Annotated in this window: 14 protein-coding genes; 5 read left to right on the top strand and 9 right to left on the bottom strand. The window is 37.8% G+C overall.

The window, feature by feature from the left end; all coding sequences use genetic code 11:
- Position 1 precedes the first annotated feature (1 nt).
- Genes DVR12_RS03815 through DVR12_RS03805 form a run of 3 tightly spaced genes read right to left on the bottom strand, consistent with a single transcriptional unit; the run spans position 2 to position 6,008 of the window.
- Entirely contained in the window at positions 2-1,018 is a 1,017-nt protein-coding gene (locus tag DVR12_RS03815) for an AAA family ATPase (protein WP_116974117.1), read from the bottom strand.
- 15 nt (positions 1,019-1,033) lie between these two features.
- The gene (locus DVR12_RS03810; RefSeq protein ID WP_147323403.1) at positions 1,034-2,707 is read right to left on the bottom strand and encodes a hypothetical protein; all 1,674 of its coding nucleotides are present in this window, start codon (positions 2,705-2,707) and stop codon (positions 1,034-1,036) included.
- A gap of 13 nt (positions 2,708-2,720) precedes the next feature.
- A complete protein-coding gene (locus DVR12_RS03805; RefSeq protein WP_116974115.1) occupies positions 2,721-6,008 on the bottom strand; it encodes a caspase family protein in 3,288 nt (1,095 codons plus the stop codon).
- A 260-nt stretch (positions 6,009-6,268) separates the two neighbouring features.
- On the opposite strand from DVR12_RS03805, the gene DVR12_RS03800 reads away from it, so the two are divergent.
- Positions 6,269-6,865, top strand: coding sequence for a J domain-containing protein (locus tag DVR12_RS03800; protein WP_116974114.1), 597 nt, complete (start codon positions 6,269-6,271; stop codon positions 6,863-6,865).
- 39 nt (positions 6,866-6,904) lie between these two features.
- Here DVR12_RS03800 and DVR12_RS03795 read toward each other — a convergent pair whose 3' ends face one another.
- From DVR12_RS03795 to DVR12_RS03785, 3 genes are read right to left on the bottom strand one after another with little or no spacing between them, the layout of a single operon-like run.
- Positions 6,905-7,522 (bottom strand): ATP-dependent Clp protease proteolytic subunit, encoded by a 618-nt coding sequence (locus DVR12_RS03795; protein WP_116974113.1) that lies wholly within the window; start codon positions 7,520-7,522, stop codon positions 6,905-6,907.
- 2 nt (positions 7,523-7,524) lie between these two features.
- Complete coding sequence (locus DVR12_RS03790) at positions 7,525-7,782, bottom strand: hypothetical protein (RefSeq protein WP_116974112.1); 258 nt, start codon at positions 7,780-7,782, stop codon at positions 7,525-7,527.
- Positions 7,763-8,278, bottom strand: a complete 516-nt coding sequence (locus tag DVR12_RS03785; RefSeq protein WP_116974111.1) for an RNA polymerase sigma factor — start codon at positions 8,276-8,278, stop codon at positions 7,763-7,765. Before DVR12_RS03785 ends, DVR12_RS03790 begins: the two co-directional genes overlap by 20 nt.
- 181 nt (positions 8,279-8,459) lie before the next feature.
- On the opposite strand from DVR12_RS03785, the gene DVR12_RS03780 reads away from it, so the two are divergent.
- Positions 8,460-8,999 (top strand): YbaK/EbsC family protein, encoded by a 540-nt coding sequence (locus DVR12_RS03780; RefSeq protein ID WP_116974110.1) that lies wholly within the window; start codon positions 8,460-8,462, stop codon positions 8,997-8,999.
- 60 nt (positions 9,000-9,059) lie between these two features.
- Here the strand turns inward: DVR12_RS03780 and DVR12_RS03775 are convergent, their stop codons facing one another.
- The 3 genes from DVR12_RS03775 to DVR12_RS03765 form a co-directional block, all read right to left on the bottom strand.
- Positions 9,060-9,992 (bottom strand): hypothetical protein, encoded by a 933-nt coding sequence (locus DVR12_RS03775; protein WP_116974109.1) that lies wholly within the window; start codon positions 9,990-9,992, stop codon positions 9,060-9,062.
- A 75-nt stretch (positions 9,993-10,067) separates the two neighbouring features.
- Positions 10,068-11,177: an alpha/beta hydrolase family protein gene (locus DVR12_RS03770; RefSeq protein WP_116974108.1), complete on the bottom strand. Its 1,110-nt coding sequence runs from the start codon at positions 11,175-11,177 to the stop codon at positions 10,068-10,070.
- A gap of 94 nt (positions 11,178-11,271) precedes the next feature.
- Positions 11,272-12,540: a Gfo/Idh/MocA family protein gene (locus DVR12_RS03765; RefSeq protein ID WP_116974107.1), complete on the bottom strand. Its 1,269-nt coding sequence runs from the start codon at positions 12,538-12,540 to the stop codon at positions 11,272-11,274.
- 462 nt (positions 12,541-13,002) lie between these two features.
- On the opposite strand from DVR12_RS03765, the gene DVR12_RS03760 reads away from it, so the two are divergent.
- The 3 genes from DVR12_RS03760 to DVR12_RS03750 all read left to right on the top strand — a co-directional run bounded on the left by DVR12_RS03760 (position 13,003) and on the right by DVR12_RS03750 (position 16,129).
- Positions 13,003-13,848, top strand: a complete 846-nt coding sequence (locus DVR12_RS03760) for a helix-turn-helix domain-containing protein (RefSeq protein ID WP_116974106.1) — start codon at positions 13,003-13,005, stop codon at positions 13,846-13,848.
- A 66-nt stretch (positions 13,849-13,914) separates the two neighbouring features.
- Complete coding sequence (locus tag DVR12_RS03755) at positions 13,915-14,364, top strand: YybH family protein (protein WP_116974105.1); 450 nt, start codon at positions 13,915-13,917, stop codon at positions 14,362-14,364.
- A gap of 40 nt (positions 14,365-14,404) precedes the next feature.
- Complete coding sequence (locus DVR12_RS03750; protein ID WP_116974104.1) at positions 14,405-16,129, top strand: CocE/NonD family hydrolase; 1,725 nt, start codon at positions 14,405-14,407, stop codon at positions 16,127-16,129.
- Positions 16,130-16,363 lie beyond the last annotated feature (234 nt).

Genomic DNA, 16,363 nt, shown 5'->3' with positions numbered 1-16,363 from the left:
ATTATGAGATTGATTTGAAGTTGAACAATGAGGCTGTTGTTTTAAATAATACATTTCCGAATGGTACTCCAATATGCGGTTTTTCGTCTTCCTGTTTTTGTAACCATCCATGTATTCTATCATATTCCTGATCTAAAAGCTGGTTTGATGTTTGTTGCTCCAGACACGCTTTGAGGATAGTATACCAATCCAAAAATTCGCTGGTATTGATGACCTTGCGGAAGGTATTGGTTTCTCTATTCATTTCTTTTCGCAGGCTCACAAAAGTATTGATTGCCTTGTCGAGCAGCTCACTATTCACTTCTTGTTCATCATAAAACCTTGCTTTCACTATATTTTTCAGCCAATCGCGAGTCTCCTTTGAATCGATTTTATTGGAAGAAAAAATATCGATATAATGAAAAACACAACGACGCAAAAAGGCATCACTGAGATCCTTTTCTCCATTGCTAGTGATTATAATGAATGGCTTTGCATCCTGATCGTGAGTAACCGTTTTATTAGTTTCCGGAATATAAAAACTATTTCTTTCCAGCTCTAAAAGCAAATCATTACTAAAATCAATGTCTGCTTTATCAATTTCATCGATCAGTAAAACGGCCTTGGCTTCTTTAGTGCTATTAACCATGGCTTCTGACATTGGACCATATCTCAGATAACGATTATTATCCTCTAATTGGGAACTTTTGTCATAAGCATCTCTTAACCTTAGTAAATGATCATAATCATATAATCCTTCCCTGGCTTTGGAAGTAGATTTTACGTTCCATTCAAAATACTTATTGCGGTCGTACATCTCCTTCTCATACCATTCATAAGCAATAGCCTTTGCCAGTAATGATTTACCACAACCAGGTTCCCCCATTAACAATAGAGGCCTGTTAAGGAACAGCGCCAGATTAACGGCCTTTTTAAGCTCATCGTCAGCAAAATAAGGATACAGTTTCTCTGTATAGCCCTTCCGGTTAATTGATTCAGTTTTTGCAAGTTTCTCACTTAAATAAGAGCGGTGAGACATATTAGATAGATTTAATTAATGTATTTTTAATTCGTCTAAAAGAGAAACTTCAAAGTTTACTCTACGTTTTATGATCGAAAGGAATTTTTTGATAGCACCCTGACTTTCAATAAATAATTCTTCTGCATGTTCTAGTCTAAATCCCATTCTTGAAAGTTGTTGTTGATTATCCAGCCACTTATAAATTACTTCCTGTTCCATGCACTCTACTTTCTCTAGTACTTCAAAATGAGTCATATAAGAATTCGACTTCAGCCTTTTCACCAAAGCATCAAAAGCTGTTTTTCGTTCCTGCACCCCTGTTTCATCCATCAATAGAAAAACAATTTTGTATTTCCAACTTTTCATTTTTTCGGATAAATTTTCCTTTACCAGATACTCATGAATCAATTTCCAGATTTCTTCTAATGCAGCCTCCAACAAAGTAAGTTCTGTGTGCGTGCATACTACTTTGAATAAAATATTCTGATGTGGAGTATCTCCACCTGCACAGAATATTTCACGCATAATATTGTATACTATTTCTTGCTTATCACTAACTGTAAAGTCAACATCCTGCATATTTCTTTTATCCCCAATTGCTATTCTTGCCCAAAAACTTCCAAAAAAAGGAGACTTATCATCAAATAAATAAACCTCGGTATTTTCTTTACGAATATTGTTCTCACTCTTAAAATGACGAAACAATAATTCCAACATACTATCTTCATCCCCTGACATTACAATTCCACCAATTGCTTTATTGATTCTTAATCCTTTTCTTTGAGATTTGTAATTCAAGTTTTCTACAGCCATGGTAAATGCAGCAGAATGTTCATTTGCAATTGCATCTTCACTAATTCTGAATTTATCATCAAGCAGATTCTTTTTCTTTTGTTTCTTCAGTCTTATTTCTTCTAACAAAGAAGCAACTTTGTATTCGCAATACTCACGATCTTCCTTCAATTGTTCATCATTCTTATCTATTCTATTAAGTGCCCGTTCTTCTTTTGCTAAAACGTCATTCAACCTTTTAATTTCTTCATCAATTTCTGCTACTTTCTTACTTGAATCATCCAAAAGTGTATCTATAGTACAGTTAAGAATTTTCGCATTTTTTGAAAAAATTACCCAGGAAAAATTTTCAGCAGTATCAAAATCGATATAAAGGTCTTCCTCTACTTCATCGAATCTCCATATTTTAAGCTCCTTCTTTAAACTATATCTGCTATGTAAACTATACATTTCATTAAAAGCTCCTTGAAGAGTTTCCCCCATTGTTATGAAAGCATTGTAGAAAGAAAGAGAAAGTTCACAAGCTATAAAATCCTGAACCGGAACGCGAGTAGCAATGATTGCTTCTACAGCATTTTCATGAGCAAATATCTCCTTAACCAGAGAGCTGGTACAACAGCCATTTAGAAAAAGTATTCTGATTTTATTATTCTTTAATATTGCGGCTAAATCCAATCCGGTTTGCTTTTCATTATTTTGCATGCTAAGGCCGAGCGTGCTGGCATGCCCGCTAAAATGGAGTATGCTTGGAGGATTATACTTAAGCTCATTAAGCGTGTTGTTGATCCAAACTTTCGTAGCGCCATGCTCTGATCTTTTTTCTGCGTTTTTTGCCGACTCAAATATCGCATTCACCCCTTTATATTCTTCTAAGGTAAAACGGAGATCCCCTTGTGAATCAGTAAAAGCGAACATTAACATTGGCAATTTATGCATTCTCTTCACTATCTTTTAAGCTCTTAAAATAATTCACAGATGCAGGTGCTTCAAAATAATTCAGATGATGGCAACCTACTGTTTTGCTGGTTGATTGTCTATCCTCCGGCACTTTCTCAATACTTTCTACAGCTACAGCAATATCATTATCTTTTTTCCAGTATACCCATTCACCAACCTGGAGTTCAATATTCTCCATTAGCCTATTATACCAGGCTTGGTCTTCCGGCACATAGGCGTGCTGATTTCCAGCAATTATATGATAGTCTGCCAGTTTAAAATTTGCAGCCTTTCCATTTAAATCCTTATAAAATTTACTATCCTCATTCATCTGCTGGAGTGTATTTGTAAATTCCTGGGTAGCAGATAATCCGTAATTGATTGCGGAAAGCAAAGATGACAAACCTGCTGCCCAGATTTTGCTAACATTTGCAGCAAGTGTAAGCATCACTTGCATTCTGTTTCGCCATACCGGTATCATTCCAAAAGCAGAGCCGCCATTTGGAGTACCAAACATATACAACTTGGTAACCCAACCATCGGCTTCCTTAATATATTCAATCATATAACGACTTACGAGTCCTCCCATACTATGCGCTACTATATCAATTCTTCGGTTTTCCTTTCCGGCTCCTGCTTTACCTAACTGTTTCATGAAATCTTCCGCTATTTTTTCAATTGGCAGATTTAAATTTTCATAGTCATAAGCCAGTAATAGGTCATATTGCTTACGCTCAATAAGTGATTGCATACAGGCAGCCTGCCCCTTAGTATCACCAATTATACCATGGATTACCACCAATGCTTTTTCACCTGGAGGAATCTTTGCTTCTCCATCTCTATATTTCATTATTCCATCAATAAAATCCACATTACGCAGCCTGGATAAATTGATACCTGTTACCACCTTCACCAAACAAAACCAGACCGCACGGATCAGGTTTTTAGACTTTTCAGCTGTCTGATCATCTGGTAATGCATTTATTTCAAACCTGGTATGTCCATTCTCCTCCTCCCCGATGGCCAGCGGCACAATAATACCATCCACCAGGGTAACTGCCATCATCCCTTTATTATTTGAGACAGACTCATTACGTAGTTTTAAAACCAATGGTTCATCCTTCAGTGCTTTGGTATCTCCCAATCCTGAAAGTGTGATAATACCCAAAAGTGGCCCTGCCGGGTCTACCTCTCCCCGTACATCGATGACTTCCAGGCCTTTTGCTTTTAGCACCTGCCGTAATACCCCGGCCGAGTTGATATCTTTTCTCTTTGAATCTATATCGGAAATGCCTACACTGGCACTGAACTCCGGATGTGATGAAATTGAGAGTTCACCCAGTTCGTAAGACTCCTGCGGCCCTACATTTCCTACTGCAGATAAGAGATTTATTGTAATTGTTTTAACATACCATTCCTGATCCAGACTGTCATCAGGAAAATCGCCCATAAAATTGCCAACAAGGTTCAAAGCGGCAGGAGCTATTACCTCTGGTTCCAGATCATTGAGCTTCGGGATCGTATAATCCTGAAATGGGGTTTTACTAATCAGCAACTTAAACCTCAGCGTTTCATGATCACCACTTGTAATTCCCAGTCTCCCAGTTCTATCCAACCCGGGAAGCACTTTCCCCTTCATTAATTCAGCACTTCCTTCACTGGTTCTTAATGATAGCCCATAACGCGATGAAAGAAAATAAACCGAGGCATACCAGGTGCTATCCGTATTGTTTGTGACATTTATTTTTCTGCGATATTCCTTACCAGGAATCAAACAGCAGGTTGTTTCTTCAACGATCGATTGCCAGGTATCTGAGTTAGGGTCAGTCAATACCTCAATCTCGAAATTGGTTTTGAAGGTCTTTTGAAAATCATCATTTGTCATTGCATGATTTTCAATTGTCTGGAATTGGTGCCAGTCACAAACCTGTTTGCAGGAGCTAAACATATACTCCATTGTAGCAGGAGTAATTGTTTCTACCCCATGTACAATGTCATTTTGCTCATTTAAAAGCACTATATATCCTTCTTCATGAAAGCTTAGCGTGTAGTCTGCTCCGTCTTTATTCTCCGGAGAAAAGAAAAATATCCTATTGCCGGGTTTAGAGCTCACCAGGGTAGTCCATTCGGCAATATTTTCTTCACTACCTTCTACCTGAATGCTTATAATCGGTGGTAACTCTATACTGGCAGCATATAGCTTATTCTTGTCTTTTAGCTTTAAATCCGGCAATTCACTTTTATTCAGTCCAACTGCCACAAGGGGTACAACTAATGTATCTCCTTCTGGGAAATAAATCTTTACAGCAGTACTTTTCATACTTGCCGTATCATTCCTTAGTCCGTTAATTGCACCACAGTTGATTGTCCACATGCCACGATCCCGCTCATACACCACTTTGTAAAATGGTTGTTTTCCGGGCAGTAATTCGCCCAGGAACCTGGCATCAGGGTTAAAGCCGTTATAAACTTTGAGTTGGGGAGTTTGTCGCTGGGCTCTTCTTCGTAATAAAGCATATACGTGCTCAAATACCTGCGAATAAGCAGGTGGCAATTCGCCTTCTTCGTTCAAACAACCCAGGAGCGCATCTGTAAACATGGCTGTGGGCTTATCTCCTCTTTCATATGCCACCTCATCTCTACTGCAAGCACTCATGACCAGATGTCGGGTTTCCGGGATATTTAGTTTTCCCTTTTCCGCCATTTTCTCATAATTAAGCTCATCGTCCAGGGAGAGATATTTATTGAGTGGTCTGGCGGTTCTTTGAGAAGAGGCAAATTTTGCTCTTCCCAGAGAATAGGAATCTGCCAATGCCCTTGTTATGGAGCCAGAGTGGCAAGCATCAACAATAACAACTATATCAGTTTCTTTTGGAATCTTATTCAGCAACAATGCTATTTCCTTATCGGCCAGGTCGTAGTTGCCCGGAAGCCTGCTATCGTAAAGTACCAGAGTTTCATCTTTTCCGGTAGCATCGAACTGGTAAAATTCCGGGGCAGTATTCATAAAGGAACCATGGCCACTAAAATAGAAAAGGACTATATCTCCTTTCTGAATCGCCTTATTATCTATCAGGTGTGTTTTAAATGTCTCAATAACTCCTTTTCTGGTGGCTTCTTTACCAAGTAATTGTACAATATTGCGTCGCTCTTCCGGAAAGATCTTTTCCAGATAGGAACGAAAGTCGAGAGCATCATTGATGCAGCCACTTAACGGTGGAATATTCAGATCGGGGTGATAGTTGTTGATGCCAACAATTAGTGCGTATAGGTTGTGCATATTGGGAAATTAACATATACAATGTATAAATTTCCTCTCTCATAACCAAATAGAAAGGCACTATTTTGCTTTTTCCAGCAATTTATTTATCGCTGCATGAAAGTCAGATTTATTGAATCCGCAGAGGTCTGCAAATCGCTGTTCAAATTTCATAACACTATCTACAAACTACTTCCTAAATAGATGCTTCTACTTCTTTTAACTCAAAGGCTTTTATGTATATTACAATTAATCTTAAAACATTCCCTATTTAATGCTTTATGACAAATTGCTATAAAATATTGGGCGTACCCGATTTTGCCTCCGCCGAAGAAATAAAAACAGCATACAGAAAGCTTTCTAAAAAATTTCATCCCGATCTTAATAATGGTGATAAATTCTTTGAAGATAGATTTAAGGAATTACAAAATGCTTATGAAACCTTGAGTGACAGCTATCGTAAAGAGTATCACGACAATCAGCTAAAAAATAATTATTCTTTCAATACTATTGAAAATAAACAAACAAATACAACCGAAAACATAAACACATATACGATCTTCAATCAACCTGCTAAAAAAAATTTCCGACCTGTTTTGCCCATGATCATTTTCATCATAACCATAGTTGTGGTTGCAATTGTACTGGCTCATGAGAATAGCGGTACTAGCAGTAGCAACAGCTATACAATAGAATATTTCAAGCTTGGTTCTACGAGAGATGAAGTATTGCAGCTTCAGGGCAAACCTACCAGCATTCAGAAGAATGCCAGTAGTGGAGAAGAAATATGGATATATGAATTAAGCAGCATTACTTTCAGGAATGGCCACGTTAGTGAGTACTCAAATACGAGTCAAAATTTAAAAATACATAAGTAAAATTACAAGCCAAACACCTGTAGCAGCTACCTACACTCTTTAGTTTTTGGACAACGCTGTACTAATTAATGGAGGGATAATTGCGTCGCTATTTAGTACTTCATCGATCAATCCGAATTCTTTTGCCTCTTCGGCAGACATAAAATGATCATTATTAAATGCCTTTGCAATTTCCTCCATTGTTTTTCCCGCACCGGCTGCAATGATCTGATAAGTTTTATGCTGCAATCGTTGTTGTTCATTGAAGGCTATACGAATATCTTCAGTATAACCTTTAGCCCCCCCACCCGCAGGATGCATATGAATAGTAGCATTAGGCAATGCATAACGATTCCCTTTTTCTCCGCCAGCCAATACCACAGTTCCCATACTACCTGTAAATCCAACTGCAATGGTAAAGACTTTCGATTTAAGCATTTTGATGGTATCATAAATCGCAAGCCCGGAATAAATTACACCACCCGGACTATTAATATACATATTAATGGGGCGATGGTTTTCTGCATCCAGATATAAGAGCTGAGCTACAATCAGATTGGCTACCTGATCATCTATAGCGGTACCAAGAAAAATAATGCGTTCCTTTAGCAGTAAGCTATAAATATCGAATGCACCTCTGCTATCACCATCTATTACAGTAGGTATGATAAATGCCATGATTATTTAAATATTGAAGTGATAGAATGATAAAAAGAAGGCTCCCGCATCAACTTATGATGAATTTCATTTAATTGATTACGCCTGGTTTCTCGCCCAGCCCAGTTAATGATCCTGTGAATCCGGCGTTGCTGCTCCACTTTTTCTCTTAAAACTGCCGAAGTTGCCAATCGGGCTCTGAACATGAGCAGAGATACTCCTCTGATATTATGGTGCAGATATGCCTCTATTTCTTGTATTTCATCCAATTCTTTCCTCATAATCAGTTTGTTTAATATGATTTCTCACCTTTTCCAGGCATTTGTATTTTTGAACGCTTGCAGAATGCAGTGTTCTAAAATGGAATATTGAAGTAATATCACTGATCGAACGGCTTTCATAATAGAATGCTTTTAACAGATCCATACATTTTTTACCTGCTGTTTTTAAATATTCCATTACAGGTTGCTCAGGAGGAGGTTCAAAATAATCTTCGGGGATAACCTGCTCTGAGGCCCATTCCAAGGGTATTGAAGAAATCTGCTGCTTAAACTGCCGAACACATAATACTCTGGCTATTCCGATAATATAGGCACTGGCTGCTTTCAATTCAGGGAGAGTATTATTTTGTTGTTTTTCCAGATAGATAATAATTGCATCATGCAAGATATCCCTGGCTGTGTCTGGCCTGCCATTGAGTCGGGCAACCAACCTGGCTACCTGGGGCATAGTGAGTCGATATAATTCTTCCAGCTGTTTATTGTCCTGAACCTGCATAAGTCCTGTTTTAATATAAGTGACCTAAACGACAATAATATCACCCTAATTTCCTAAATAAATTTCGGGGGAGAAAAAATATTTGTGTGTTTTCAGCTACTTTTCTATTAGGAAAATTGTTTCCAAGTCATAAAAAACTAGCGTAATTTCGACAGCGCAGATGTAAACTAAGATATAAACCATGTTTTATTTAAGCGAAGTAAAAGATACAGCACCTTCTGAATTCATGACTCCTCTACAGGAAATGGTCTATAATACCCTGCAGCAATTCGGGATAGCGTTTGAACGTGTAGATACTGCTCCTGCCATTACAATGGAAGATTGTAAAAGGATAGATGATAAACTGGATATGCGAACAGTAAAAACCCTCCTGTTATGCAACAGACAACAAACTAAATTCTACTTATATATCACTACAGCCGAAAAACCCTTTATTACTAAAGACTTAAGTAGTGCGTTGGATATTCCCAGGGTATCATTTGCTTCAGTAGAACTATTGCAAAATATATTAGGTACTCCGGTTGGTGCAGCTACTATTTTCGGAGTATTATTGGATAAAGAAAATAAAGTGGAGGTTGTAGTAGATAAAGATGTGCTACAGGAAAAATGGTATGGATGCAGCGACGGCACTACTACCAGCTATATGAAAGTAAGCACAGATTGGATCATAAATGATTTCCTTGCGCATGCAAATCATAGCCCTAAGATTATTGAAATCTAAGCTTAGAAATCAAAAATATGCTCCATGTCTAACAAGTAAAATTATCTAGCAACCCTTTAATTATTTAAGTCTAAGTGTTTGAGCAAGAGCTTTACATTCTTCGAAAACAGTTGAATCGGAAGCCTCAAAAACGCCCAAATAGTAAATGGATGATTTGGTATTACCCATCACCAGAAGATATAAACGCTCTGATAAGACGTTATTAGCTACCGCAGAAATAATGGCTTCATAGGCAGGTTGGCCATGAATTTTCACAGGTTTATCATCAATTTTCTCAATTCTCATCCCTTTTTCGATCTTGCTAATAAAGCCTTTGGTAACTGCCTTCATTTCTTCCATTCGTGGAAAAGCAGGTAATCTTGCAATGGTTATATAATTATTATTATCCTTAATTTCTTCACCATTTATTGAATAATAAAAAAGTAGTTTATTATTTCCATATAATTTAAATGCAGAATTATCTGTATTGATTGTGTAGTTATTTAAAGCTGCATAATCAAGCTCCATAGACTTATCGAGAAAGATCGACAATACTGCCCCGATAGCCTCATCCCTGGACTTTTTATTATTTACAGGAAAAGTACAATCAGCAAGAATGGAGTTTTGATCATCCCCGAATACAAAAACAATCTTTTCCTTATTTTCCTTTAATGCCTTTCCATAACTGAGCCTGGCCTTGTAACCTCCGATGACGAATAATTTCTCGTAAAATGTAGTTTCTCCAGGGCTATCAGGAATTCTATTATCCCGGTTAAATTTACTCTCCGGAAAATCTGCAATCATTATTTCACTACCATCATCTTTCTTTAAAGTATTTGATTTAGTGAATTTGAAACCTGGAGGAGGAACAATAAATAATCTGGACCCAGGCACCTGAACATGCTGAGATGTTTTTGTTACTGCTACTGTATCCGGAATATTTAGCTCTCTGGTACCTATGTTACAGGCGCCTAATATTAACAGGAAGATGAATAGAAAATATATTGCTCTCATGAGTATAGGATAGATAGCGAAAATAATAAAATTATTATATCGCTAGCTCTACAATCAACAAATTCTATAGCTGTCTTACTTCTTTCTGATAGTTTTATTCAACAGGGCATTAACAGTTGGTAAGAAATTATCCTCATTCTTAAGCTTGTCTTCTAAAAAGCCGACAGTTAGCTGCACTGCTGAATTGTGACGTTGATTCGTCTGGCAATTACCTGCTACTTTTACGATATTGGAAAAACAATCAAAATCTTCATGCTGCATTGAATCTATAATAAAAGTCTGCGCATCCTTAACATGATACAAGGCAAAATTATACAAGGAATCCTGCTTCCCGGGCAAGGAAGCAGGTGCACTTTCCATTCTTAAATATGGTATAGAAAATTTAAGTGATTTAAATTCCTCACTCTCTCTTATTCTATCAAAATCAGCATCTTCATTTCCATAGTGATGAACTTCTGACCCTTCCAGCGATACAATGCACTTCACATTAGATGCAAATTTCCCTGCTAAAATTGCACCAGACAACCCTCCCCAACTATATCCTATTATCCCTATTCTGTTGGAATCTATATTTGGATGTCTTTTTAATTCGTTTATGGCTGTTATTCCATCAGCCACCTGCTCCATCAGATCTTCTTTTTTGGTAGTCATATCACCGGGAAAACGGCCTATGGAACTCACAGAAACCACAACAAATCCTTTCTTTGCCAAGGATTCAAATAATGAGTAATTCTCATAGCTCATTCCGTTGAAGGCAGCCATATAAACCACCAATGGATATTTATCTGAAGCGGCTGCAGCATTTTTAAAACTATTTGTTTTATAATTAAGAAGACTGAGGGAATCCGAACAGTTAAATGTATTGCAGAAAAATTGTGCTAATTGCCCAGACATCCCATCAGCTATTTTTGATGCGGTATAGTAATTTGCTCTGGTTTCCAGTAAGTTCAACAGATATCTAACCTGAAGTTGAGTATCTGTATTCGCATGATAAGCCGGGTACCAGATATCTAAATCTACCGGCCTGTAATAAAGGTAATCTGTTGTATCACTTCCAGGTTTATAAATCCTGGTAGAATCTGTTGTATGGATAGATGTAATTCCCGCGTAGAAAGGTTTTGATGGATTCTTATTTTCTGAACATGAAACTAAAGTTATTATTAGAATTATCGAAAACCATTTCATAGGCGTTTAATTAGTATGTTAGCATATCTTGTATCATCTGAATTTACACAATTTATCTAATACATACTACAACGTTAGTTAATACGGGGGACTATCAGATACTCCATTCCGCTTTTAGCTTCCTCGACAATAACAGATCTGCGCCACTGTCCTGTAAAAACTTCTCATTCACGGGATCCCATTTCAGCGGACGTTTCAGATCATAAGCAATATTGCCCAGTGCACAAACTGAAGAACTACGGTGTCCGGTTTCTGCATCTGCCGCTACCCCTCTCGAGCGATCACGCATGGCAGATAAAAAGTCAACATAATGGTTATCACTAAAATGCAATAGTTGTTCATTTTCGCTAATCACAATATTCTTGAGTTCAGAAGGATCTGTATGTAGTTTTCCGCGCTCTATTACAATATTTCCTTTGGTACCTATAAATTTGATGTTCTTTTTCCCGGTATCGTGCTGGGTCATTACTACGCCGTTACCATAAACATAGGTTAGGTAAGGATGTTCATTACCATCCGGAGGGTAGATTTCTACCGGGCCCGAATGATCCATGTTTAACCCCCATTGTGCTATATCATACATATGTGCTCCCCAATCGGCCTGATAACCGCCTCCAATACCTTTATAAAAGCGCCATTCTGCCCATAGTGCATTACTTGGATAAGGATTCAGCTTATTATTGTAAGGCACATATTCATTGGGGCCCAGCCACATCTCCCAATTCAGATCTTTTGGCAAGGGTTCTGCTGCCAGATCAAAGGGCTTGGGCCCATCCCCTACACTAATTTTGATTTCTTTAATATCACCGATATAACCATTACGCACCAATTCTACTCCTTGCCTGAACTCCTGTGCAGAACGCTGCATACTACCCGTCTGGAATACACGACCATACTTTTTCACTGCATCTGCCATTGCCCGGCTTTCCATTACTGATAGTGCCAATGGCTTCTCACAATATATATCCTTCCCTGCTGCAGCAGCTTTAACAGCCATTACAGCATGCCAATGGTCGGGCGTCACTATCACTACCGCATCTATATCTTTCCGCTGTAAAATCTCCCTAAAATCTCCATATCCTACACATGCCTTGCTACGCTTCTCTCCCAGCGCTTTGATGAATTCATCTACCTTTCGCTGATATACATCAGCTACCGCCAGGATTTCCACTTCATTTGTTCCCACAAACCTGTCTCTCAACCCCATAGCCTGATGTCCTGCTCCAATAAAACCAATGTTGATCCGGTCACTTGGCGCAAGGTACCCCTTCCCTCCCAGAACATGCCGGGGTAGAATAAAAAAGGTAGACAATGCAGCAGCATTCTGCAAAAACTTTCTTCTGGATGTTGTTGTCTTGCTCATAGGTGAAATAATACTTTAATGTAGATTGAGTGAAATTAAATTCCAGATCGGAAACCAGTAATTTAAATCGATAAGAATCAGATTTAAAACCCATTCTAAATTAACAAAATATAATATTATTTTATCGTAATTATTAAACAATCTTTAAAAGAAGCTAATTTTTATCTAGCCAGGTAAGTCTTAACTTTTTTGATTAATTTAATAGTATTGTTAGATTAATATTCCCCGAGTAAGCACTAAGAATCGTTAGCAAAATCCCCAATAGGTATAAATTCGTCACTTTTCTCCATATTTCAAAAAATGACGAATTTTTACCACTAGTCAGACATAGCCTGTTGTTAGATTTGTTCTGGAAAAAAAAGAAGGTTGGCGAATGATTGCAAGACAGGCAACTGTTATTGCCATGCAATAAAATGACTGTTTAATGCCAGTAGATTTTTTATCAAAAAGCACTAAAGCTTCATGCTTTGCAAACGTTTTAAACCTGATATTAAGCTAATTGAGTACATCAAAGAGTACATGATCATTGATCTAACCTTTGATGATAAAACATTTGTACCTCCTCCAAAGGCTTATCCTGTAAATCCTGAAGAAGGAATCCGATTCATTCTCAGAGGACAACTCTGGTCACAGGATGCAGAAACAAATATCGTTGAAGAAAGAGCTCCTGTTACGGTTTTCGGGCAACCAAACCGAAGACAGAACCTGATCATCACCAACAATTTCACCATCTTTCATGTGCGGTTCCAACCAGGTGGATTGTTTAAACTTTTAAAAATTCCAATGACCGAGATGTTGCATAAAAATTATGAAGCTGAACTCGTCATGGGAAAAGAAATCAACGAAATACAGGAGCAACTCTTATATAGTTCGGGATATGAACAAATGATTGCGGTGATCGACAAATACTTTCAGAAGAAAATCGGCCAACTAAAACCTTTAGGAAGGCCCATTGATAAAATTGGTCGGCATATTCTGGAAAATCCACAGCTTTTCAATCTGGCAAAGGTAGCACAACAGGCATGTTTAAGTCATCGCCAGTTTGAAAAACGTTTTGAACAACTTGTTGGAGTTACGCCAAAATATTATGCTCGCATTTGCCGATTCTATCAAGCATATGTAATGAAGGAATTTAATCCAGAACTCGATTGGTTAAGTATAGCCATTCAGAATGGGTATAGCGACTACCAACATCTTGTTAAAGATTTTAAACATTTTGCAGGAACAACCCCGAATATTTTGATAAAAGAAAGCTTAAACAACCCCGAACGGGCATTTAATACTTTTCACGATTTCAGAGGGGTATAAAATCGTTCATTAACAAGCATATTAAATTAATCTTCACACTTTTTAATAGCCTTTAAACTATACTTTATGAAATTTCTTACTTCTCTTTCACTCATTATTTTGCTATTGGCATGCAAACAACAAAATTTAAATATAGAAAAGGAAAACATCATCAAGTGCTGGAATAACTGGGAGAAAAAATCAGCAGCTGGCGATCCCAACTTTTATTGGACAGACGACGTTGTGATAATGGGTTCTGAAATACCAACCGTGAAAGGTAAAGAGGCATTTTCCAAAATGCTTATGGATTTGCAAAAAATTCCCGGATTCAGCATCACTTGGGATCCAGCCCCAACTGCAATTGAAATTTCCAAAGAAGGACAGATGGCCTATCTATTTTCAAAAAACACCGTATCAATGGCTGATTCAACTGGTAAAATACAAAGTCATAAAAACCAAATTATACAGATTTGGAAAAAGAACGAAAATGGAGATTGGAAAGCAGCAGTTTCTATTATGTATCCAGACCATCAATAAATCTGATTCATGTTAATTTATTCATAAAAACACCCCAATTATGATAAAATCAACTCTGACCATTCTGCTATACCTGCTCACACTTCAGACTACACTGGCTCAATCCAACAGTCACCCTGGTAAATATATTATCCAGGATAGTGTACTATTAAACCTCCCCAGCGGGGGCCATCTTTGTGCATTGATAATAAGAAAAGATACCAATGTACAGATGCCTTGCCTGGTAATGTATAATATTTATTCCGATACCGCTACCTGGAGATATGCTTCAGCTGAAGCGGTAGTGGACAGAGGGTATGCGACTATTGAAGTTAACACCCGCGGCAAATACTGTAGCAATGATCCATTAGAACCTTTTGAGCACGAAGCCGAAGATGGTTATTATATTATTGACTGGATTAGCAAACAACCCTGGTGCAACGGGAAAGTAGGTATGCTTTTCGGTAGTTACCTTGGTTTCACACAATGGGCTACTACCAAGCATTTACATCCGGCATTAAAAACCATTATACCAACAGTTGCTGCAAATCCCGGGATTGACTTCCCCAGGCAAAATGGCGTGTTTATGACCTGGGTGCTACAATGGCTGCACGCTGTCAGCGACACAAAGCTTACGAATGACTTAGTATTCACAGATAGCACCAGATGGAATGGCATTTTTACAAAATATTATCAAAGCGGAATAAAATTCTCCTCACTCGACAGCTTAGAAGGTACAAAACACAATATATTTCAACGTTGGCTACAACATCCCGATTATGATGAGTACTGGCAAAAAATGACCCCTCAGGATAAGGAATTTGCCAATATCAATATTCCGATACTAACGGTAACAGGATATTGGGACGACGACCAACTTGGCGCCATGCATTACTATAAACAACATTTACAGCAAAACAAAAATGCCAATCATTACCTGGTAATAGGCCCCTACGACCACTTAACATCACAGATAATGGGTGAAACTGATACCCTGGCTGGTTTACCTCTTGATAGCGCTGCGATTTTTGGTAGTAGAAAAGTTATGTATGAATGGTTTGATTATATTCTGAAAGACAGTAGCAAACCCACCTTCCTCAGCAATAAAGTGAATTTCGAAATTTTAGGAAAAAATGAATGGAAGCATGTAGCATCTCTGAACGAAATGTATAATGACTCTGCTTTACTATTTCTGAACAATGGAACATTGCAAAGAGGCAAACCTCTAACTATACAATTTGCACAGCAAATTGTAGATTTCAAAGATAGAGGATACATTAAGCCCACAGGAGAAGTTATTATGAATTTCCCCAATTTGCTTTTGGATAGCCTGCCAGGGTTTCCAGATCAGCTAAAATTTGTAAGCGAACCCATAGAATCACCTATGGCCATCAGCGGAAATTATGAAGCCAATTTAAATCTAAGTATCAACAAGAAAGATATTGATATTGCTATTGAATTATATGAACAGTTGCCTAATGGCAAATTTGTTGCACTAAATCACACTGTTCAAAGGGCAAGTTATGCAAAAGACAGAACCAAAAGGCAATTGCTGCATCCAAATAAAATCGAAAATGTGATGATTAACAATACCTACATTACCTGTAAACAATTAAGCGTTGGTAGCCGTCTTGTTGCCCTTATCGGGGTAGTCAAAAATCCTAAATGGCAAATTAATTACGGCATCGGGAAAGAAGTTAGCGAGGAGGATATAAGCGATGCCGATGTTCCATTAGCAATAAAATGGTATAATAATTCCTATTTAAAATTCAAATTTCTAAAATAATCAGCCAATTGTCCTGCTGCCAATACAGGAAGGGGTGCCATAAACCGGCTCCCCTTCCTGTATTTATATAATAATACCTATGTAACCCTACTCAACAGTATCCCCCCTTATTTTGTTAGATAACCAAACATCCATCCTATCTTAATGTACATTAAAAAATTGTCATGCATGGCAGGGGAAACCTTCAGGTACAAAAATTCTCCAGAATTGCCCTTTACATTTGTCTGACATAGA

Origin of the sequence: Chitinophaga silvatica, from assembly GCF_003419895.1 — a bacterium.
GTDB lineage: Bacteria > Bacteroidota > Bacteroidia > Chitinophagales > Chitinophagaceae > Chitinophaga > Chitinophaga silvatica.
This window is presented reverse-complemented; position numbering and strand designations above follow the sequence as displayed.

Bases quoted from the DNA above. Each gene is read 5' to 3' on its own strand.
- DVR12_RS03815 (WP_116974117.1), bottom strand. From the start codon at position 1,018: ATGTCTCACCGCTCTTATTTAAGTGAGAAACTTGCAAAAACTGAATCA.
- DVR12_RS03810 (WP_147323403.1), bottom strand. From the start codon at position 2,707: ATGTTCGCTTTTACTGATTCACAAGGGGATCTCCGTTTTACCTTAGAA.
- DVR12_RS03805 (WP_116974115.1), bottom strand. From the start codon at position 6,008: ATGCACAACCTATACGCACTAATTGTTGGCATCAACAACTATCACCCC.
- DVR12_RS03800 (WP_116974114.1), top strand. From the start codon at position 6,269: ATGACAAATTGCTATAAAATATTGGGCGTACCCGATTTTGCCTCCGCC.
- DVR12_RS03795 (WP_116974113.1), bottom strand. From the start codon at position 7,522: ATGGCATTTATCATACCTACTGTAATAGATGGTGATAGCAGAGGTGCA.
- DVR12_RS03790 (WP_116974112.1), bottom strand. From the start codon at position 7,782: ATGAGGAAAGAATTGGATGAAATACAAGAAATAGAGGCATATCTGCAC.
- DVR12_RS03785 (WP_116974111.1), bottom strand. From the start codon at position 8,278: ATGCAGGTTCAGGACAATAAACAGCTGGAAGAATTATATCGACTCACT.
- DVR12_RS03780 (WP_116974110.1), top strand. From the start codon at position 8,460: ATGTTTTATTTAAGCGAAGTAAAAGATACAGCACCTTCTGAATTCATG.
- DVR12_RS03775 (WP_116974109.1), bottom strand. From the start codon at position 9,992: ATGAGAGCAATATATTTTCTATTCATCTTCCTGTTAATATTAGGCGCC.
- DVR12_RS03770 (WP_116974108.1), bottom strand. From the start codon at position 11,177: ATGAAATGGTTTTCGATAATTCTAATAATAACTTTAGTTTCATGTTCA.
- DVR12_RS03765 (WP_116974107.1), bottom strand. From the start codon at position 12,540: ATGAGCAAGACAACAACATCCAGAAGAAAGTTTTTGCAGAATGCTGCT.
- DVR12_RS03760 (WP_116974106.1), top strand. From the start codon at position 13,003: ATGCTTTGCAAACGTTTTAAACCTGATATTAAGCTAATTGAGTACATC.
- DVR12_RS03755 (WP_116974105.1), top strand. From the start codon at position 13,915: ATGAAATTTCTTACTTCTCTTTCACTCATTATTTTGCTATTGGCATGC.
- DVR12_RS03750 (WP_116974104.1), top strand. From the start codon at position 14,405: ATGATAAAATCAACTCTGACCATTCTGCTATACCTGCTCACACTTCAG.